17 protein-coding genes, 1 tRNA gene and 1 other RNA gene are annotated in these 20,377 nt (G+C 65.4%); 8 read left to right on the top strand and 11 right to left on the bottom strand.

The genetic code is table 11. The annotated features are described in order from the left end of the window. Window positions 1–2: 2 nt before the first annotated feature. Window positions 3–1,532, bottom strand: coding sequence for an FAD-dependent monooxygenase (locus tag NYP18_RS13685; protein ID WP_259428753.1), 1,530 nt, complete (start codon window positions 1,530–1,532; stop codon window positions 3–5). 88 nt (window positions 1,533–1,620) lie between these two features. Next, complete coding sequence (locus tag NYP18_RS13680) at window positions 1,621–2,430, bottom strand: PaaX family transcriptional regulator (RefSeq protein WP_259428752.1); 810 nt, start codon at window positions 2,428–2,430, stop codon at window positions 1,621–1,623. Window positions 2,431–2,550: 120 nt separating this feature from the next. Here NYP18_RS13680 and NYP18_RS13675 point away from each other — a divergent pair, with 120 nt between their 5' ends. Beyond that, window positions 2,551–3,912, top strand: a complete 1,362-nt coding sequence (locus NYP18_RS13675) for an MFS transporter (RefSeq protein WP_259428751.1) — start codon at window positions 2,551–2,553, stop codon at window positions 3,910–3,912. A 184-nt stretch (window positions 3,913–4,096) separates the two neighbouring features. Here the strand turns inward: NYP18_RS13675 and aceE are convergent, their stop codons facing one another. Continuing rightward, window positions 4,097–6,850 carry a pyruvate dehydrogenase (acetyl-transferring), homodimeric type gene (aceE, locus tag NYP18_RS13670; RefSeq protein ID WP_259428750.1) on the bottom strand — a complete coding sequence of 918 codons (2,754 nt, stop codon included), beginning with the start codon at window positions 6,848–6,850 and terminating at the stop codon, window positions 4,097–4,099. A gap of 480 nt (window positions 6,851–7,330) precedes the next feature. Here aceE and NYP18_RS13665 point away from each other — a divergent pair, with 480 nt between their 5' ends. Beyond that, complete coding sequence (locus tag NYP18_RS13665) at window positions 7,331–7,708, top strand: DUF3052 domain-containing protein (RefSeq protein WP_259428748.1); 378 nt, start codon at window positions 7,331–7,333, stop codon at window positions 7,706–7,708. Window positions 7,709–7,790: 82 nt separating this feature from the next. Beyond that, a tRNA-Val gene (locus NYP18_RS13660) sits at window positions 7,791–7,866 on the top strand. A gap of 837 nt (window positions 7,867–8,703) precedes the next feature. Here NYP18_RS13660 and NYP18_RS13655 read toward each other — a convergent pair. From NYP18_RS13655 to NYP18_RS13635, 5 genes are all read right to left on the bottom strand, one after another. Continuing rightward, the gene (locus NYP18_RS13655) at window positions 8,704–9,414 is read right to left on the bottom strand and encodes a hypothetical protein (RefSeq protein ID WP_259428747.1); all 711 of its coding nucleotides are present in this window, start codon (window positions 9,412–9,414) and stop codon (window positions 8,704–8,706) included. A gap of 4 nt (window positions 9,415–9,418) precedes the next feature. Beyond that, on the bottom strand, window positions 9,419–10,171 hold the full coding sequence (locus tag NYP18_RS13650; protein WP_259428746.1) for a hypothetical protein: 753 nt from the start codon (window positions 10,169–10,171) through the stop codon (window positions 9,419–9,421). A gap of 76 nt (window positions 10,172–10,247) precedes the next feature. After that, on the bottom strand, window positions 10,248–11,198 hold the full coding sequence (locus tag NYP18_RS13645; RefSeq protein ID WP_259428745.1) for an SURF1 family cytochrome oxidase biogenesis protein: 951 nt from the start codon (window positions 11,196–11,198) through the stop codon (window positions 10,248–10,250). Window positions 11,199–11,232: 34 nt separating this feature from the next. Further along, window positions 11,233–11,736, bottom strand: coding sequence for a low molecular weight protein-tyrosine-phosphatase (locus NYP18_RS13640; RefSeq protein ID WP_259428744.1), 504 nt, complete (start codon window positions 11,734–11,736; stop codon window positions 11,233–11,235). Continuing rightward, window positions 11,711–12,367, bottom strand: coding sequence for an HAD hydrolase-like protein (locus tag NYP18_RS13635; protein WP_259428743.1), 657 nt, complete (start codon window positions 12,365–12,367; stop codon window positions 11,711–11,713). The genes NYP18_RS13640 and NYP18_RS13635 overlap by 26 nt, the downstream gene beginning before the upstream one ends. Window positions 12,368–12,420: 53 nt before the next feature. On the opposite strand from NYP18_RS13635, the gene NYP18_RS13630 reads away from it, so the two are divergent. The 4 genes from NYP18_RS13630 to rnpB all read left to right on the top strand — a co-directional run bounded on the left by NYP18_RS13630 (window position 12,421) and on the right by rnpB (window position 15,932). Then, window positions 12,421–13,554, top strand: a complete 1,134-nt coding sequence (locus NYP18_RS13630; protein WP_259428742.1) for a Nif3-like dinuclear metal center hexameric protein — start codon at window positions 12,421–12,423, stop codon at window positions 13,552–13,554. A gap of 10 nt (window positions 13,555–13,564) precedes the next feature. Beyond that, window positions 13,565–14,287: a zinc ribbon domain-containing protein gene (locus NYP18_RS13625; RefSeq protein ID WP_259428741.1), complete on the top strand. Its 723-nt coding sequence runs from the start codon at window positions 13,565–13,567 to the stop codon at window positions 14,285–14,287. Continuing rightward, window positions 14,287–15,474 carry a bifunctional RNase H/acid phosphatase gene (locus NYP18_RS13620; RefSeq protein ID WP_259428740.1) on the top strand — a complete coding sequence of 396 codons (1,188 nt, stop codon included), beginning with the start codon at window positions 14,287–14,289 and terminating at the stop codon, window positions 15,472–15,474. Before NYP18_RS13625 ends, NYP18_RS13620 begins: the two co-directional genes overlap by 1 nt. A 60-nt stretch (window positions 15,475–15,534) precedes the next feature. Further along, window positions 15,535–15,932: RNase P RNA component class A (gene rnpB, locus NYP18_RS13615), an RNA gene on the top strand. Here rnpB and NYP18_RS13610 read toward each other — a convergent pair. Continuing rightward, window positions 15,926–16,135, bottom strand: coding sequence for a hypothetical protein (locus NYP18_RS13610; RefSeq protein ID WP_259428739.1), 210 nt, complete (start codon window positions 16,133–16,135; stop codon window positions 15,926–15,928). The two genes, rnpB and NYP18_RS13610, sit on opposite strands and share 7 nt — an antisense overlap. 31 nt (window positions 16,136–16,166) lie before the next feature. Between NYP18_RS13610 and NYP18_RS13605 the strand changes: the two genes are divergently transcribed. Continuing rightward, window positions 16,167–17,564, top strand: a complete 1,398-nt coding sequence (locus NYP18_RS13605; RefSeq protein ID WP_259428737.1) for an RNB domain-containing ribonuclease — start codon at window positions 16,167–16,169, stop codon at window positions 17,562–17,564. 182 nt (window positions 17,565–17,746) lie between these two features. Here NYP18_RS13605 and NYP18_RS13600 read toward each other — a convergent pair whose 3' ends face one another. Together NYP18_RS13600 and NYP18_RS13595 are read right to left on the bottom strand one after the other, a co-directional pair. Further along, entirely contained in the window at window positions 17,747–19,681 is a 1,935-nt protein-coding gene (locus NYP18_RS13600) for a metallophosphoesterase (protein ID WP_259428736.1), read from the bottom strand. A 332-nt stretch (window positions 19,682–20,013) separates the two neighbouring features. After that, a partial coding sequence (locus NYP18_RS13595) for an aromatic-ring hydroxylase C-terminal domain-containing protein (RefSeq protein WP_500784498.1) occupies window positions 20,014–20,377 on the bottom strand: 364 nt, incomplete at its 5' end.

The raw sequence follows: 20,377 nt of genomic DNA, 5'->3' as shown, positions 1-20,377 counted from the left end.
GTCTACTTCCTTGCGATGGCGTCCGTGCGGCCGGACAGGATTTCGGTGCGGGCGTGGTCTTCTGCATTGGCGTCATCGGTGTCGTCGACGATGACGGTGGGGATGTCGCGGACGAGGCGGAACTCCTCCGAGACCAGACGGCGGGTCAGGCTGTCGCCGCCCTGGACGACGATGAAGGAGGCGTTCTCGATCCTGCCGACCAGGTCAGCGACCTCGGTGTCGCGGGCCGGGGCCTCGATGACCCTGCCACCGGCGGCGGCGATGTCGAGGACGGTGCCGTCAGCGCTGAGGGTGGAGCCGTCGAAGGCGAGCAGACGGCCGGCGAAATCGGTGCCGTTCAGCGCCAGGGGAGTCTGCAGCGGCTCCGTGCCGTAGCGGCTCTGCCAGGCGTTCTCGGCGGCCTCGGCGAACTCCGGGTCGCGCCTGCGGATCTTCTCCAGGGTGATGGAACGGGTGAAGAAATGGAAGGTGAACTTCAGCGGGTCGAAGGCGTTGTGGTAGCGGCCGAAGTACTCCCACCAGGACAGCGAGGGCCGTGCCTGGGTCTGCACCTTGTTGACGCGCGGCTGGGCCAGTTCCTCATAGCGGGCGAAGGCTGCCTGGATGTCATCCGGGGATTCCGCCAGGGCCTCGGCCAGCGCGATGGAGTCCTCCATGGCCATCTTCGTGCCGGAACCGACGGAGAAGTGTGCGGTGTGGATCGCATCGCCCAGGAAGACGACGTTGTCCTTGTACCAGCTGCGGGTGGAACGGCCGCGGAAGTTGGACCAGCGGGAGTTGTTGACCACGATCTCCTTGCCCTGGATCTCCTCGGCGAAGAGCTTCTCCAGGTACTCCTTCGACTTCATGTCGGAGATCCCCGGCGGCTGGGTCATGTCGAACTCGTCGAGGCCCGCGTTGCGCCAGGTCTGCTCGTCGGCCTCCACGATGAAGGTGGAGAGCTTGTCGCTGATGGGGTAGGCGTGGACCGCGAAGTTGCCGTGCTCGTTCTGACGGTGCAGGAAGGTCAGACCGTCGAAGATGTGGGTGGTGCCGAACCAGATGAACTTGGCGCTGGCGACCTCGAGGGTGTGGCCCAGTGCCTCCTCACCGACGTACTCACGGGCCTTGGAGTTGGTGCCGTCGGCTGCGACGATGACATCGTAGTCGGCCAGATCTGCGACGGTACGGTCCGACTCGAAGTGCAGGATCGCGCCGGCGGCACGGGCCCGCTCACGCATGAGGCTGAGCAGCTCACGGCGGTGCAGTGCGGACATGCCGTTGCCGGTGAAGGAGTGCTTCTCGCCCTTGGCCAGCACGTCGATGGTGTCCCAGTGGGCGCCGTAGGCCTCCAGGGCGTCCTGGAGGACCGGATCCGTCTCATTGATGTAGCGGAGGGTGGCGTCGGAGAAGACGACACCGAAACCGAAGACGTCCTCCTCCCGGTTGCGTTCGAAGATCTCGACGTGCGAGTCCGGCAGCTTCTGCTTGATCAGCTGTCCGGCGAACAGGCCTCCGGGGCCTCCTCCGATGATTGCTACACGCAGTCCCATGCTGTGGTCCTCCTCTTTCGGTTTTGTGAGTGTGTTCTACCTCTCAGAAGCGAACAGTAACTAGTTTCCGAGTATCGCGCAAGTCTTGTTACATATCTGTGTGGGGCGGGGTGATCATGTCGGCCGCATAGGACATGGAAGGTATGGCGAGCGCGTTGTGGACGGAGAGGAAGGTCTGGAACGCCCGCCTGCCCAGCCAGTCCTCCGGCTGCAGGATCCGCGGCAGGAAGGGGTCGAGGAAGAGCACCTGGCGGTACGTGGTGATCACCTCGATGCGGTCGCGCAACGCCTGGCGCGGCTCCAACTCCGCCATCTCACGCTGCAGGTATCCCTCCCAGCGCTCGAGGAAGTCCGCGTACCAGGAATCCAGACTGCTCAGATCCCAGCACCGCGCCACCAGCGCCCGATCCTTCTCCAGTGAGCCCGTCTCCATGGTGACCACGTCAATCTGATCGTCATCCTCCACGTTGAGCAGCTGCTCCACATCTGCCGTGTTCTGCCTGGGGGAGATCCAGGAACTGGAGTTGAGCTGGCCGAACCCCTCCCAGCTGAGTATCCGCTTGAGCCGGTCGCGTCGGGCGCGCTCCTTCTCCGGGATCTGCAGCATCACCAGCGTCCAGCGGCCCACCCACTCCTGGATCGGGGGCCGGAAGATGCGCTCGTGGCCCGCGTCCAGGTACTGGACGAGCTTCGGCGTCATCCGGTAGCTGGTCTCGCGGCCCCGGCGTTCCGTCTCGAACCACCCCTCCTTCCGCATCCGCGACATGGTCACGCGGGTGGTGGGGGCGCCGATGCCGAAGTCCTCCAGCAGTTCCGTGATCACGCCCAGACGGATCTCTCCGCCCAGGTAGCGGGCGTAGTCACCGTAGAGGTCAAAGACCAGTTCCCGAGCCTTCATGCCATTGCTCCAGATTCCTTGATTTTCCTGCGGTCTTGTGATTCAAGACACTTTGTGTTGTGATCTGTAATGTAACACTTCATCGTAGGTTCGTATCTGCACCGTTCATTGGGGAGAGCAATGAGTATTTCATCCACCACCACCGGCGCCAGGCAGCACCCCGCGGGACCGTCATCGCATGATCCGTCCGGACAGTCGGGTGGCACCACCGCTCTGCGCCGCAAATCACCCGCCTTCGTCATCTTCCTCTGCTTCGTGTCCATTGTCTTCGACGGCTACGACCTCGTCGTCTACGGCACCATCGTCCCAGCCCTGCTCAACTACGAAGCCTGGGGCCTGACCCCCGTCGAGACCGGTGCCTACGGCAGCTACGCCCTGGCAGGTATGTTCATCGGCGCCATCCTCGTCGGCTACCTCACCGACATCGTCGGACGCCGGAAGATCCTGCTCTACTCCGTCGCAGCCTTCTCCATCCTGATGCTCGCCACCGCACTGGCCCCCTCGCCCCTCTGGTTCGGTGTCTTCCGCTTCCTGGCCGGCCTGGGCCTCGGCGGCGTGATCCCCACCGCCATCGCCGTCACCGTCGAGTTCTCCCGCCCCGAGCGCCGCAACTTCAACAACGCGGCAATGTTCTCCGGCTACGCCGTCGGCGGTATCCTCGCAGCCCTGCTCGCCATGCTCCTGCTGGACCTCATCGGCTTCCGCGGCATGCTCGCCATCGGCGCACTCCCGATCGTCACCGTGCTCCCGCGCATCTACTTCTTCATGCCCGAGTCGCCCGCCTTCCTGCGTGCCCGCGGACGCACCGAGGAAGCAGACCACATCAGCAACACCTACGGTCTGCAGATCCCCGCGCGGACCGCCGGTGAGGCCGACGCGACCGCAGAGAAGCAGAAGTCGCCCATCGCCACCATGCTCGGCGGTCGCCTCCTCGCCGCGACCATCCTGTTCTGCCTCGCCGGCATCGCCGGACAGACCCTCGTCTACGGACTCAACACCTGGATGCCGCAGCTGCTGATCATGGCGGACTACTCCATGACCTCCTCCCTGAGTTTCCTGCTCACCACCAACATCGGTGCCGTCGTCGGCGTCCTGGTCTCCTCCAACCTCGCCGACCGCTTCGGCCCCCGGGTGATGACGGCCATCTCCTTCATCGCGTCCGGCACCGCCCTCGTCCTCATGGGCACCGGCGTGTTCCCCATGTGGGCGATGTACCTGCTCGTCGCCATCGTCGGCTTCGGTTCCATCGGCGCACAGATCCTGGTCAACGGCTTCGTCGCCACCTTCTTCTCCGACTCGGTGCGCGCCACCGCCCTCGGAGTCACCCTCGGTGTCGGCCGACTCGGGGCGGTCCTCGCGATCGCCGGCGGCGGCGTCCTCATCGCCGCCTCCCTGCCCACCATGATCAACTTCTCCATCTGGTCCGCAGCCGCCCTCATCGGACTGATTGCCGTCCTGCTGGTGCCGCGCACCCGGAACTGACTGCCTGACTGAACCCGGCAAACACACTGCCCTGCCACCGTGATGAGACCACGGCGGCAGGGCAGTTTCTGTCGGGGATGGATGGCTGAAACGTCGCACACAGCCCAGGGAGGGAGGGGCGTCGAGAAGCGCTGATCCCCGCCCGCAGCAGCGGACGGGGATCAGTCAGGAGACTACGACAGGCTTAGGCCTTGGTCGGGTCGTCCAGGTTGAACTTCTTCGCGGCCTCAGCGGCGACGGAGATGTCGATCTTGCCCTCGCGGGCCAGGCCCATGAGGACGGCGACGACGACGGACTCGGCGTCGATGTTGAAGTAGCGGCGGGCGGCCGGGCGGGTATCGGAGAAGCCGAAGCCGTCGGCACCCAGGACGATGTACTCGCCCGGGACGTAGGCGCGGATCTGCTCCTGCAGGTCGGTCGCGAAGTCGGAGACCGCGACGAAGGTGCCGCTGTCAGCCTGCTTCAGCTGGGTGGTGGCGAAAGCCTCGTCGATCTGCTTGTCCGGGTAGCGCAGCTGCTCCTTGTTCTTCGCCGCGCCCTCGCGGGCCAGCTCGACCCAGGAGGTGACGGAGAAGATGTTGGACTTGATGTTGTAGTCCTCGGCAAGGATGTCACGGGCCTTCAGGGCAGCACCCATGCCGATACCGGAGGCCAGGATGGAGGCCTCATGGCCCTCGACACCGGCGTCGGCGGCGGGGGAGTAGAGGTAGATGCCCTTGTGCAGGCCCTCCACATCCAGGTTCTCCGGCTCGGCCGGCTGCGGGGTCGGCTCGTTGTACACGGTGACGTAGTAGATCACGTTCTCGCCGCGGCCCGGGCCGTACATGCGGTCGATGCCCTCACGCAGCAGGTGCGCGATCTCATAACCGAAGGCCGGGTCGTAGGAGACGACACCCGGGTTCGTGGAGGCCAGGATCTGGGAGTGGCCGTCCATGTGCTGCAGACCCTCACCGGCGAGGGTGGTGCGGCCGGCGGTGGCACCCACGAGGAAACCGCGGGACATCTGGTCGGCGGCCGCCCAGATGCTGTCACCGGTGCGCTGGAAACCGAACATCGAGTAGAAGATGTACAGCGGGACCATCGCCTCGCCGTGGGTGGCGTAGGAGGAACCTGCGGCGATGAACGACGCCATGGAACCGGCCTCGTTGATGCCCTCGTGCAGGATCTGGCCGTCGGTGGCCTCACGGTAGGACAGCATCAGGTCATGGTCGACCGGGACGTAGTTCTGGCCGTGTGGGTTGTAGATCTTCAGGGTCGGGAACCAGGAGTCCAGACCGAAGGTACGGGCCTCATCCGGGATGATCGGGACGATGCGCTTGCCCAGCTCCTTGTCACGCATGAGCTCCTTGAAGGAACGCACGAGCGCCATGGTGGTGGCGACCTCCTGCTTGCCCGAGCCCTTGCGCACGGAACGCAGCTTGTCGATCTCCGGGACCTGCAGCGGGGTGTAGGTGGAACGGCGCTCCGGGATGAAACCGCCGAGCTCCTCACGGCGCTTCTTCAGGTACTGGATCTCCGGGGCATCCTCACCCGGGTGGTAGTACGGCGGCAGGTACGGATCCGCCTCCAGCACCTCATCGGGGATCGGGATCTGCTGCTTGTCGCGGAAGTTCTTCAGATCCTCCGCAGCCAGCTTCTTCATCTGGTGGGTCGCGTTACGGCCCTCGAAGTTGTGGCCCAGGCCGTAGCCCTTGATGGTGAAGGCCAGGATGACCGTCGGCTTGTCCTTGGTCTCCACCGCACGCTTGTAGGCGGCGTGGACCTTGCGGTAGTCGTGGCCACCGCGCGGCAACGCCCAGATCTCCTCATCGGTCATGTCCTCGACCAGCTTGAGGGTGCGCTCATCGCGGCCGAAGAAGTGCTCACGGACGTAGGCGCCATCGTTGGCCTTGAAGGTCTGGTAGTCACCGTCCGGAGTGGAGTTCATGACGGTGACCAGCGCGCCGTCCTTGTCCTTGGCCAGCAGCTCGTCCCACTCGCGGCCCCAGATGACCTTGATGACGTTCCAGCCGGCACCCGTGAAGAAGGACTCCAGCTCCTGGATGATCTGGGTGTTGCCGCGGACGGGTCCGTCAAGACGCTGCAGGTTGCAGTTGATGACGAAGGTCAGGTTGTCCAGGTTGTTCAGCGCTGCATGCTGGATCAGGCCGCGGGACTCCGGCTCATCCATCTCACCGTCACCCAGGAAAGCCCAGACATGCTGCTGGGAGGTGTCCTTGATGCCGCGGTTGTGCAGGTAACGGTTGAAACGCGCCTGGTAGATCGCATCCATCGGGCCCAGGCCCATGGACACGGTCGGGAACTCCCAGAAATCCGGCATGCCGTGCGGGTGCGGGTAGGACGGGATGCCGTTGCCCTCACCACGGGAGACCTCCTGGCGGTAGCCGTCGAGGTCCTCCTCGGACAGACGGCCCTCGAGGAAGGCGCGGGCGTACATGCCCGGGGAAGCGTGGCCCTGGAAGAAGATGTGGTCGCCACCGCCCGGGTGGTCCTTGCCACGCCAGAAGTGGTTGAAACCGACCTCATAGAGCGGGGCGGCGGAGGCGTAGGTGGAGATGTGGCCACCCACACCGATGCCCGGACGCTGCGCGCGGTGCACCATGATGGCGGCGTTCCAGCGCATCCAGCGACGGTAACGCTTCTCAATCTCCTCATCACCCGGGAACTCCGGTTCCATGGTGGTGGGGATGGTGTTGACAAAATCAGTGGAGGTCAGGTTCGGCAGCGGAACCCGCTTTGCCGAGGCACGCTCCAGGAGGCGCAGCATCAGGTAACGCGCGCGCTCCGGGGAGGACTCGGTGAGTAGTCCGTCGAGGGAATCCATCCACTCGCGGGTCTCCTCGGGGTCCGAGTCATTGAGGTAAGAAGCGACACCGTCGCGAATCAGCGGGAAATTGGAGTCGTCCTTGACGCCGGTCGCGTTCAGGTCTTCTGCCATGTCTAGCCTCCAGAATTGTGGTTATTAGATGGAGCACTCGTGCACGCCAGGAGGTGGTCCGACGCGCCCGAGGATCGGTATTAACGATACTTGTTTTCGTTCGCCAACGTTCCTCCGGGTCTTTGCAAAGTTTGTGAATAACGCTGGTGAGCGGGGTGATGGGCCCTGCATTAATTGTCCCGGAGTGGTGCGGGCCTCGTATCCCGTGCTTAACAGCGGCAGGTGGATGGAGATGGTTTTCCGGCGTGGGGCCGAAGGCCTGCAGGTGGCGCAGATTGCGAATCCAGGTCCCCTACCCCCGAAGCAACAACCTGATCTCAGGTTGGTGAAAACAGGAAAATCCTGGCATTACCTTGTATTCTGCCTAGGAGGAATTGAAACAGGCCGGACCCAGACGGGGTCCAGCCACCGACAAGGAGGAAATACACAGTGGTGGACGCTCCGGGCGTTGTGAAGAAAGACGCCCAGGAATATGCACAGATGCTCGGAATCCAGGCAGGGATGACCGTTCAGGAAGTCGGCTGGGACGATGACTGTGACGCCAGTATTTCCGAGGCAGTGGAAGACATCATCGGCGAGGAACTGCTCGACGAGGACACCGACGAGCTCTGCGACGTCGTCCTCCTCTGGTGGCGGGAAGAAGACGGTGACCTGGTCGATGGCCTCGTCGACGCCATCCGCCCCCTCGCCGACAACGGCCGCATCTGGCTGCTGACCCCCGGCGCCGGCAAGCCTGGCACCGTGGCACCCGGAGAGATCTCCGAATCAGCGCAGCTCGCCGGCCTGGTTCAGACCAAGGCGGAACGCCTCGGCGCCTGGCAGGGATCCTGTCTCGAGGCCAGCGGCCCCCAGAAGTGACCCCTCTGCATGGACTTCCGGTCCGTGCGTGGTAATCTTCACGGAGCTTGACCGACAGGTGAGACCTGTAGGTCGGTATCCAGCGCTCTTAGCTCAGCTGGAAGAGCAATTGGTTTACACCCAATAGGTCGGCGGTTCGAGCCCGTCAGAGCGCACCAATGTAATAGCAGGTCATGAGTGGTTTCCTGGGAACCCTCATGGCCTGTTTTCTCGTCCGTGGGCGTATTGTGGGCACACTCGCCGGTGAACAGCATGCCCGGTGTCTGGGGAGGAGTACGAGACAATTGGGTACTGTTGTGACTGGTAGACCCCCTGTTCGCTCTCGCCCGGACGGAAGCAGGTGCACAAGCGATGAAAATTACGATCAGAGCAGCAAACCGCCGAGCCCGGGAACGGGGCGTGGATCTGATGGAAATCAATCCGCGTCCCCTGAGAACTCCTCGCCGGCTGCAGGAGAGCAACCCGAGACTGACCATCAGCGGGGCATGGGAGCGGACCTTCCGCGAAATCGACAGGGCCTCGAGCACGATTTCGTCGAACCCGACGAAGCACTGGACGCAGAACCGGTAACGCGGGCTGAGTTCCGTCAGGCAATCGCCAGCTACTGGGCGGGGCCCACACCCTCGCCGGAGACGCGGAAACAGTTCAAGAAACTCGATCCAAGCTTTGCGGAACGCGCGTTTCAGATGTCGGAAGACTCTGTGAAACCGCAAACTATGAGCGCCGTAGGCTGATCGACGGCGATGTATCAGCAATTGCTCGGGGACAGTGGATGAGCGTTTCCCTGACCGTACTTTCTGTCAGCACTCTGTCTCGCCCCACCAGTATTCCAGTTCCGCGGGAAGATGGTCCGCACTGTTCTCCAGCAGGAGAACGACCACATTCCTCCTGCTGGGGATAGCGGTAGCTCTTCTTCTGAGTAGGGAAACGTCCGAGTAGTGGCGTGCGCGAAAACTCTGCGATCAGTGCTATTTCGGGACTGATCGCAAGGCAGCCTACTGTGCCTCAGCCGGCTCTGACACAGGGGCCTCTTCGTTTTCTCTGTTCAGGGCCTTGATAAGCCCGTCGTCGCTGTCACTGGGAATCCAGATGGTCACCGGCTTTACGCTGGGCAGGGCGTAGAAGGTATACGCGTCGTAACCGTAGGGGGCCACGCCCTGCAGGATCTCTGCCTCGACCTGGGCGTCACCGAAACCGGGGTCCAGCTCGAAGGAGTGGTCCCGCACGGTCTGGTCAATGGTGTAGCGCAGGCTGCCAGTGGTGGTGGAACCGGGATCGAGCATGACCACGATGTCGCGCAGCTGGTCGGCGGTGCCGGATCGCTCGGCAGCCTCGGTGATGAAGCACTTCAGGTCGTCAACAGTGGTGCGGGTCAGCTCGCCCTCGTCGATGAAGACGCGTTCCATGAAGGGGATGCCGTCCGGATCCACCTGGGTCAGGATGGTGGTCAGGGGACGGTGCCGGAAATTCGGGTCGTCGATGGGGCGGTGGGGGAGGTGGCCGCTCAGGTCGGTCCTCCTGTGGATCAGGCCGTACCTGCCCATCAGCTTGATGCTCTCATCGAACTGGTAGATGAGCGGGTTCGCCGGTGGTGTCCGGAAGGGCGGCAGATCCTTCGCTGGGCTCTCCTCCACCGGGGTGTTCGCCGCCACGGTCCTCACGGCCCTGGTGGTCTTCTTCCGGCGGTTCTTCTTCCGGGCACTCATGTACTTACTCCTGATCGATGATGCGGTGACGGTGACGTTCCTCGTAGAGGCGACCGGCGAGGCGGGCCTCGGCGGCGGTGTCCTCTGAGGCGAAGATACGCGCGACCGCCTCCGCGCGCTCCTCCGGCACCCACACATGTACCGCGAAGTCCCCGGTGGCCACCCAGGTGTGGCCCTCCGGTGCGGCGTCCCGGAAGAGGCGGCGGATGACCTCGGGGTCAGCCCATTCACCCTCCACGGCGATGTCGTGGTGGACGGGTTCACCGTCGAGGAGGTAGTCGAGTTCACCGACCGGGTTGTTGTGGAAGAAGGGGCCGAAGTGCAGGTCGCAGTGGATCTCACTGAAGCGGTCCGTGGTGCCCGCGGTCTGCGCGATCTGCTCCAGCAGCCGGGAGTAGGTGTCGTTGGATTCCACACACTCCGGGTCGAAGTGCACGGTCCTGGGGAACAGGGGCGTGCCGTCATCCTCAGTCAGGCGCAGCAGTGCGTTGAGGTGTTCCAGACGGAAACCGTCCGCCCCGTTGTAGTAGTCGAAGTCGACGTCGTCGACGGTGATCTCCCGCTTCGGCTCGAAGCCGTGCTCAGCCGCGTTGTTCACGGCCAGCAGGAGTGCCTGTGCCGCCACCCGGGGGTCGCAGCACATCATGTCGTGTTCTTCCGCTGCACCCCAGCGGCGTGGTGAAGGGGTACCTGCCGCGCGTGCGTCCACGATCCGCTCCGCGCCGGAGGTACCGATGAGTCTATTCCAGAAGCCCATGATCAAATCCTGCGGAAACTAGTTGGGTTTACAGGTCCAGCCTAGCCCTCCGCAGAGGTTTTTTCCCGGGCAAAAACTAGAAACGCTCCCGCCCGCGCTTCGCCAGTCGACCGTAGTGGTCGGGGCGGGCATCCCCGTACCGGCTGCGGGTCACCGGGGCAGCCGCCGCAGCAGCCTCAGCGGGCTCCGCCGGGGACTCGGGCCGGGTGGGGGAGGAGGGGGCGCTGACAAGCTCCTGCTCCTCCGCGCGCACACGACGGCGTTCACGGATCTCGGCCCAGATGAAGTAGCCCAGGCCGAGGGGTGCCATGATGCCGAAGGCGATCCACTGGAAGCCGTAGGACAGGTGCGAACCACGGTCCAGCTGCGGGATCGGGATGGCGTTGAGTACCCCCGGCTCCCCCTCGGAGAGCTGGACGAAGTCCTGGGCCAGGTCCACACCCACGACCTGCCCGATCTGGTCGGTGTTGATGCCGTAGACCTGGCGGTAACCGTGGTCGGTCAGCGGCTCGGAGCTGGGCATCTGTTCATTGAAGCGGGCATGGCCGGTGATGGTCAGATGCCCGGTGGGGGCAGCGGTGATGTCGGGGACGTTGCCGTCCAACGGCACCGTGAAACCGCGGTTGACCAGGATCGCCTCGCCCGAATCCAGCTGGAACGGGGTCAGCGCCTGGAAGGCGGGGGAGGTATCCACCGGGCGCAGGCGCAGCAGGACCTCATCGTCGGTGAGGTAGCGGCCCTGGAGGGTCACGCGCCGCCACTCGTCCTCCGGGCTGACCGTGCCGTCAGGGCCGAAGATCTCCGTGGCGGGGACGGGGTCGACCCGGAAGGCGGCGTCGATCTGCTCGTTGCGCTGGACGATGTCATCGTCCTTGCCCAGCTGCCAGGGGGCCAGGAAGCTGAAGGCGGCATAGGAGAACGCCACGATGGCCAGGAACATGAACACCCAGCCGGGTTTGAGGAAGACCCGCCAGCCCTTCTTGCCCCGGCTGTGCGAGCTTCCGTACCTCTGCCTCGTTGTACTCATCAGGGGTCCAGTGTACCCGGCTTATCCAGCAGGCCTAACGACTCACCTGGACGGCACCGCGGGAAAAATCCAGCAGGCCGGTGACGGCCGCCTCGATCTGCTTGCGGGTCTCGGTGAAACCCTCCGGACCGCCGTAGTAGGGGTCGGCCACGGAGGCCTGCGCCGGGGAGGTGGGGTCGAAGCTGCGCAGCAGGCGGATCTTCTCCTCCGGCACGCCGCGGGCGATGAGCTCGGAGACGTGCCCGGTGTCCAGGGCCACGATGAGGTCGGCGGCCATGTCCTCCGGGCCGAACTGGGAGGCGACGTGCTCGGAGCCGTCCAGACCCGCGGAACGCAGCTCGGTGATGGCACGGCGGTCCGCACCGTTGCCGACATGCCAGCCGCCGATACCGGAGGAGGTGACGCGGATGTACGGCGCGAGACCGGCGCTCTCCACCGCGTCGTGGAAGATCACCTCAGCCATGGGGGAACGGCAGATGTTGCCGGTACAGACGAAATCGACGTGGTAACGCTCATCCTCGTGCGGCGAGCCAGTCATGGACGATCCCTTTCAGATCTTCGGGCGTGTGGGCGGTGCGGGCGGCGGTAGCCCACTCCGCTGGGGTTCCGTATCCCCACGCAACGGCAACCGTGTTGATGCCGTGCTCGGCCGCCCCCTCAATGTCGTGGGTGCGGTCGCCGACCATGAGGATATCGGAGGTGTCAACATCCCACCCATTCGTGGCCAGGACGTGGTCGATCACCGCGGATTTACCCCGCCGCGGGCCGTCCTCCTGCGCCGCGCCGAGGAAATCGATGTGCTCCAGGAAACCCTCCCGCTCCAGGATCAGCCGCGCGAATTCCTCCCCCTTGGAGGTCGCCGTCGCCAGCGTCAGACCCGCGGCCTTCCAGGCGCGCACCAGCTCCAGCATCCCGGGGAAAGTCGTGGCGTTGGCCCAGCCGCCGCGCCGGGTGTAGTCCAGGTAGATCTGCAGCCCCTCCCTGGCCAGCTCGGGGCTCATGCCCAGGGAGCGCAGCGTCACCTCCATCGGCGGTCCGGCGATGTGGTCGATGAACTGCTGGTCGGGGTGCGGCCAGCCCAACTGGTCCAGGGTGTGGCGGAATCCGCCCTGGATGCCGGGCAGGGAATCGATGAGGGTGCCGTCGACGTCGAGAAGAAGAATGCTCACGGCCCCCAATGTGCCAGAGAGCTCGCCACGGTGCCCGTCTACACTTGGTACCCATGACTACTGTGGCTGAGATCCGTTCCATCCTGGAGGAGGCCTACCCGCCCTCGCTCGCGGAGAGCTGGGACGCCGTGGGCCTGATCTGTGGCGATCCGGCAGACGAGGTGGAGAAGGTGGCCTTCGCCCTGGACTGCACCCAGGCCGTCGCCGAGGAAGCGGTGCGCACCGGCGCCCAGATGCTGGTGATCCACCACCCGCTGCTCATGCGCGGGGTGACCTCCGTGGCTGCCGACACCCCCAAGGGCAGGGTCATCCACACCCTGATCAAGGGCGGGGTGGCCTTGTTCGCCGCGCACACCAACGCCGATTCCGCCCGCCCCGGCGTCAATGACAGGCTGGCTGAGCTGGTGGGCATCAGCTCCGGCCGGCCCATCCTGCCGAAATCCGGGCAGGCCGTGGACAAATGGGGCGTGCACATCCCGCCGGCTGACGCGGAGGAGGTCAAGCAGGCGCTTTTCGAGGCCGGCGCCGGCCAGATCGCCAACTACCGCGCGTGTTCCTTCGACATCGAGGGCACCGGCCAGTTCATGCCCGTCGAAGGAGCTGACCCCACCGAGGGTGAGATAGGCGAACTGCACCGCGCGAAGGAGATCCGCGTCGAATTCGTCGCCCCGGCCCGCCTGCGCGGCATGCTCCTGGAGACCCTGCGCCAGGCCCACCCCTACGAGGAGCCGGCCTTCGACATCTTCGAGTCCGTCGACACCTCCGACGTTGCCCAGGGCGTCGGACTGGGACGTATCGGTGAGCTGCCCGAGCCGATGAGCCTGCGGGACTTCACCCAGCAGGTCGCCGACGCCCTGCCGGTCACCGAGTGGGGCGTGCGCGCCGCCGGTGACCCGGATGCGATGATCAGGCGGGTGGCCGTCAGCTCCGGCTCCGGCGACAGCTTCCTCGACGCCGTCCGGGGCCTCGGCGTCGACGCCTACGTCACCTCCGACCTGCGCCACCACCCCGTCGACGAGTACCTGCGCGCCGGGGGCCCGCCGGTCATCGACACCGCCCACTGGGCCAGCGAATTCCCCTGGACCGCGCAGGCGGCGGGGATCGTGGGGGAGGGGGCGGGCGTGGAAACCCACGTCATCGACCTCCGAACCGACCCCTGGACTCTCTCCGCCCACGCGACTAAGTAGAAAGATAAACATGAAACTCGACCCGACGCAGCAGGCCGTCCTGCTTGAGCTCGCCAACACCGAACGATCCCTCGAGGTGGTCGGCGACAAGGCCTTCGTCACCTCCGAGCAGAAGGAATACGACCGCCTGCTCCAGGAGCAGCAGCGCATGCAGAACGCCTCCGCGGCCGCCCAGATGGCCGTCGATGACATGGAGGCCGAGATCCTGCGCATCCAGGAGGACGAGCGCAAACTCCGCCAGCGCGAACGCGCCGACAAGGCCGCACTTGCCGCCGAGACCGACCCGGACCGCCGCCGCGACCTCGAACACGACCGCTACTCCGCGAAGTCACGCATCGCCGACCTGATGAGCGAGCTCGCGGAGAGCCACAACCAGATCCACGCCCTGCGCAACAACCGCGACGTCCACGGCGCCAAGGCCGACGAGCTGGTCCGCCAGATCGAGGTGGCCAAACGTGCCGCCGAGACCGCCAACGAGGCCGCCGCCGCCATCAAGGACCCCGAGGTCCACATCGCTGAGCTACGCGAGCAGCTGCCCGCGGACGTGATCGCCGAATACGACGCCCAGAAGAACGACTCCGATGTCGGCGCCGCCGATTTCAACGGCCGTACCTGCGGCGGCTGCTACATCGTGCTCTCCGGCATGGACCAGCAGCGCATCAACCGTACCCCGGCCGATGAGCTGCCCCGCTGCCCCGAGTGCGGCACCTACCTCATCCGGAAGCAGGCCTAGTGGCGGGACATGACCATGTGATCATCTACGCCGACGGCGGCTCCCGCGGCAACCCCGGCGTCGCCGGTTCCGGCACCGTCATCTACGCCGCCGACGGACGCACCGTCCTGCGTGACGTCGTCTACGTCGTGGGCAAACGTGCCACCAACAACGTCGCCGAATACCACGGCATGCTCCGCGGCCTGGAGGCCGCCCGGGATCTCGGCGCCCGCACCGTGGAGGTCCACATGGACTCCAAGCTCGTCGTCGAGCAGATGAGCGGGCGCTGGAAGATCAAGCACCCCGACATGCAGCAGCTCGCCATGGAGGCCCGCCGCCTCCTGGACCACTTCGAGTCCGTCACCTTCACCTGGGTGCCGCGCGGACGCAACGAGGTTGCCGACGCCCTGTCCAACCAGGCCATGGACGCCGCCGCGAAGGGCCATGAGCCCGGCATCGTGGGCGGGACCTCTGTTCCGGAAGCGTCGGCAGAGACCGATGAGCATCGCGGTGCCGATGACTGCGAGATCGTCGCCACCACCCAGTCCACCTCCGGCACCCCGGCCCACTGGACCGGGGCGACCACCCCGCCCACCCGGTTCGTGCTGCTGCGCCACGGCCAGACGGAGATGTCCGCGGCCAAGCAGTACTCGGGTCTGTCGGATCCGGTGCTCACCGACATCGGTGCCGGCCAGGCCGCGGCTGCCGCGCAGATGCTGGCCAGCCGCGGTGGCATCGACGCCATCGTCACCTCGCCCCTGACCCGCTGCGTGCAGACCGCTCGCGCGGCCGCCGAGGTCCTCGGCCTGGAGGTGGAGATCATCGACGGGCTCATCGAGCAGGACTTCGGCGAGTGGGAGGGAAAGACCTTCGACGAGGCCCACGCCATGTCCCCGCACCTGCACGAGGAGTGGCTGTCCAACCCCACCATCACCCCGCCGGGCGGTGAATCCCTGCAGAAGCTCCACAACCGGGTCCGGGTCGTGCGCCAGGAACTGGAGGAGCGCTACCGCTGCAGGACCGTACTGGTGGTCAGCCACGTCACCCCGATCAAGTCCTTCATCCGCCAGGCCCTCGACGCCGGCCCGCACGTGGTCTCCCGGATGTTCCTGGACCTGGCCTCGTTGAGCGTGGTGGAGTTCTTCGGCGAGGAAGCCCGCGTCGGCTCCACGCTGCGGGTGTTCAACGACACCGCGCACCTGCGCTGAGGCCCTTGAGCAGGCCTCTTCCGGATCCCGGGTGCCGGGAGTAAGGTGGGGGTCTGCGAATGAGTTGGCCGGGTGATCGCGGCCTCTGAACCAGCCCTTCAGGGCCAGGCAGAGGTCGAGGAAAGTCCGGACTCCACCGAGCACGGTGGTTGCTAACGGCAACCCGGGGTAACCCGCGGGCACGTGCAACAGAAAGTAGACCGCCGCCCTCCGGGGCGGTAAGGGTGAAAGGGTGCGGTAAGAGCGCACCGGCAGGCCAGGTGACTGGTCTGGCCAGGTAAACCCCACCGGGAGCAAGGCATCATGGCCTGTCACATCGGCAGGCCGGATCGGACGCTTGAGGGCTGCTCGCCCGAGTCCGAAGGTAGCTGCTTGAGGCGGTCAGCGATGACCTGCCCAGATGGATGATCACCGCCCCTTGCGGGGTACAGAATCCGGCTTACAGGCCGACTCATTCGCCTTTTACTGCCGCGCGCAGCTGGGCCTCGACGGCCTCGCGCGCCGCGGCGATGTTCTCGCTGGCGGTGCACACCCCCTGGCGTGCTGAGTAGCGTTCCCATTCCCGGCGGATCAGTTCCGCGACAACTTGGTCGGGGGAGCGGCCGGATTCATCGGCCAGCATCTCCAGTTGTGCCTGGTGGGTCTCGGAGAGATGGATCATGCCAGCAGTGTACTTGTGTCACACTGGGCCCATGAAGCTCTACGCCGCACCCCTGAACTTCCGTGGCATCGCCGAGGAATTCGAGGTCCCCACCGACTTCTCACCCGAACTCCACGCGGCCGCCGCCGCGGCGCACGACAGGTACGCGGAGGGGCGCAGAGAAGCACGCGGCATCCCCCTGGTCACCATCGACCCCGTCGGCTCGCAGGACCTCGACCAGGCCGTCCACATCGAGCGCACCGCCGACGGTTACCGCGTGCACTATGCCATCGCCGACGTCGCCGCCTTCATCGAGCCCGGCAGCGAACTGGAGGCCGAGTCCCTGCGCCGCGGGCAGACGATCTACCTGCCGGATGAGCCCGCGCGCCTGCACCCCGAGGAGCTTTCCGAGGGCTCCGCCTCCCTGCTCCCCGACGTTGACCGCCCGGCCGTCCTGTGGACCTTCGAGCTCGACCCCGCCGGCGAGGTCGCGGATTTCCACGTCGAGCGCGCCCTGGTCCGCTCGCATGCGCGCCTGAACTACGACGACGTCCACGCCCACTACCTCGCAGGCAGCATGCACCCCTCCATCGAGCTGCTGCCCGAGGTGGGTCAGCTGCGCGAGGTCTCCGCTCTGCGACGTCACGCAATCAACCTCCGCCTGCCCTCCCAACGCGTGCGCGCCCTCGAGGACGGCACCTACGAACTCATCGTCGAGCCCCGCCACGAGGTCATGGACTGGAACTCGGAGATCTCCCTGCTCACCGGCATGTGCGCCGGCACCCTCATGGTCGAACACGGCGCCGGCCTGCTGCGCACCCTGCGCCCCGCCGACGACGAGGCCGAGGCGACCTTCCGCACCGAGGCCCGCGCCCTGGGCTACGAACTCCCCGCGGACCAGGAGATCGGCGAGTTCCTCCAGCTTGTCGACGCCACCGGCCCCCGCGGCATGGCCGTCATGCGCGAGGCCCAGAAGCTGCTGCGTGGTTCCGGCTACGCCAGCGTGGGCAACGGCGACGCCGAGGTCCACGCCGGCATCGGCGGCCACTACGCCCACGTCACCGCACCCCTGCGCCGGCTGATCGACCGCTTCGCCACCGAATACTGCCTGGCCCTGTGCGCCGGCACGGAGGTCCCGGAGTGGGTGTCTTCGCGTGCCGACGCCGTCATCGAGGTCATGCAGCGCACCTCCCAGCTCGCCGGTGCTGTCGACCGCGCCTGCCTCGACCTCACCGAAGCCACCGTGCTGGCCCCCTGGCTGGGCCACAACTTCGACGCCGTCATCCTGATGACTGACCAGGAACGCTCCCAGGCCCGCATCTTCCTCCCCGAACCCCCGGTCCTGGCCAACGCCCTCGGCCACCCCGCCGAAGGCACCACCACGAAGGTATCCCTCATCCGCGCCGACGTGGAGACCCGCGACGTGGCGTTTGCCTGGCCTGCTGACTGAGCCCAGCAGCAGCACGGAAAACGCCCCACAGTTCGGAGCGGAAACCACCCGGCCCGGGCCCGAACTGTGGAGCGTATTCCGGCGGCTGGCTGTGACAGATGTGGGGAGAAACGGAAAAACCGCCGGAGGCGTGAAGCTGTGCCTACGGCGGTGGGGCAGGTGTCCGGTCTACCAGATATCCATCAGTGAGAGGACAGCGATGATCCGGTCGGGCGGGAGGACTTGTCTGTCGGATCCCCGGAGGTGTCATTGAGGGAGAATTCATCCAGCAACACCGGCTCGGAGGCAGGGTCGCTTCCGTCGAAGATCCAGCTCTGGACCTTCCCGGTGCCGGAATCAAAGGCCGTGAACACCGAGTAGTCGTTGGAGGCGACGTAGGGGGCCGGCTGCGTGGGATCATTCGCGGCAGGGAAGGGGTTTTCTGAGGGGACAATCGGTTCCAGCCCACCCGGGCTGCCGTAGGCCAGGTAGTGCTCCGGGTTCCACGGTGCTGGCGGAGTCGGACGCGGTCCATCCGCTGACAGCGGGTGGCGCGCGCCGTAGGAGTTGCCGACATTGGAGGTCTCGATGAAGTTGACCCCGTTCTCGGACTCGAAGCGATTCCAGACGTGGGAATGGCCGTTGAAGACCAGATCGACCGGAGTTCCCGGTGTGTCCACCAGCGGCATCAATGAGGTGAGGAGCTGATTGCCGGACGCCGGGTACTCATAGCGGATCCCTACAAGATTGCCGTTGTCATCGCGCTCGTGGATCTCCACCGGATCAGCGAAGTGCGGCATGACGTTGTTGCCGAGCGAATGCGGGGACTCGTGCAGCATGACGATGACGTTCTCAGCACCTTGAGTCTCCGGGGAAGCCAGTTCGGCTTCCAACCACTGGTACTGCTCGGAGTCGACGGTCAGGTCCTCGAAGATGAAATCACCGTGGCCACGTTCCAGCGGCTTGTCCAGGACATCTGCGGACTCCTGGTAACGGGAGATAGTGGTGCGGTCCGCCGGGTCGGCCTCAGCGTCGGTGCCGCGCCAGATACGAGTCGAGTACAGCGAGATCAAACGGGTGTTGCCGATGGAGGTGGCGTAGTAGCGTTCCCCACCTGATTCCGACTCGGGAAGGGAGAAGATCTCCTCGTAGGAGGTGGTGGAAAAGGAGTTGTCCTCGATCCAACGCTCCCGGATCTCCGGGTCGCCGATGGGGTTGACCTCGGCGGCAACCTTCTCGTATTCGGCTTCAGCGACCTCGCGGGGAACCGGGTAGTTGAAGGAATGATCCAGGGAGGTTTGCCCGTCGATCCGGCCCTGAACCTCATGATTGCCGATCACCGGGTAGATCACGGCGTTCTGGGCGATCTCACCACCGTCGTAGGTCTCACCGTTGGGAGCGGTGAAATTGGCGTTGCCTTGCATACCGGCAAAAAATGCGAGCCCGCCCTCGTGATCGAACCACTCGGAGGCGCGGTCGGGAACATTGACCAGGTCACCAGCCACCAATGCGACATCGATGTCACCGAGGGGCTCGGCGGCCCACTGGAGGTTGGCGGGCGCGTTGTTCTTCTGCTGGTGGTCAGAAGTCAGCAGCATGGTCACATCCTCCTCCGGGGTGAAGTGGTCCTTGGCCGCGTAGACGTCGGAGAGTACCGCTTGGCCGTCGATAAGCGAGACCACGCGGTAGGGGGTGGAGCCTTCGGCGGCGATCCCGGTGACGGTGGCTTCATGGCGGTAGACATCGCGGGCGACGATGCCGTCCTCCAGGGTGGGAGCATCGCTGAGCACGGATGCGGAGTCCTCCGCCATGCGGGAGAGCTTTCTGGTCTCAGCATGGTGGACGGTGATGTCGTCCATGTCCCCGGTGGCAGCGGACCTGGCCTGCTCGGGAGTCAGATTCTCGATGCCCTCTCCGGTGAGCACGACGTGGGTGTTACCGGGGTGCTCGGTGAACCAAACGACGTTGACCTGTCGATCCTCGGGCAGCTGGAGGAAAGGATCTGTCAGCAGGACCGGGGCATCGGTCTGACCGGGCAGGGCATGAGCGGTTCCGGCGAAGAGAGTCGCGGCGACTGTGATGGAGGCGCAGGCAGCTGCCAGCGGGCGAGGAAAACGCGGTAGATACTGACCCTTCACTGTGTAGGATCCTTTCAGCACAAGAACAATCAGGGAGCCAAAGAACGCCCCAACCGTAGGTGGCAAAAGGTATTACTAGAAGGGTTGTGTTGAAGAGTTCCCCTGATATTCATCGCAGTTTTAAGCAGTTCACCCGGGGTTTGAGTCTAATGGCGAACCAGGGAGGCGGGGTTCTTTCACTGCGCGTCTGGTTCATCCGAGGGCAGAGCACTGAGCACGGGACCAGCGAAAATCAGGAGATCAGCGCTCCGGGCCGCCCACGACGGCAAGGACCAGCTCAGCTATCGACTGAACTGGTCCTTGCCTTTGTACTGCTGCTTCGCGGAGAAGCTCTACTGGGCGTCGGCCTGCTGGAGTTCGCGGCGGCTCAGCTGCAGCAGCTCGTCCTCGACGTCCGTGGACAGGGCGGTGTCACCCTCGTTGAGGTGCAGCAGGCTCCGGAGTGCCTCCCGCAGTGCGGCCGTCGGGTCCTGCGGCTGCTGCAGGGCCCGGTAACCGATGTGGTTGTCGGGGCGGACCAGCACGCACCCGTCGTCGGCGATCTCGCGCAGCCGCTGCCAGTCACCGTAGGTGTCGGTGTAGTCCTGGTCGGGGCCGATCCTGTACACCGGGATCTCGATACCCAGCTCCGCGGACACCGTTGCCGCTGCCTCCACCCACCCCTGGCCGTTGGTGCCGGTGAGGACGGTGAAACGT

The organism is Corynebacterium lemuris (assembly GCF_024919295.1).
GTDB classification, from domain to species: Bacteria; Actinomycetota; Actinomycetes; order Mycobacteriales; family Mycobacteriaceae; genus Corynebacterium; species Corynebacterium lemuris.
Note: the sequence above shows the minus strand (reverse complement) of the source record. Positions and strands in the feature narration are given on the sequence as shown.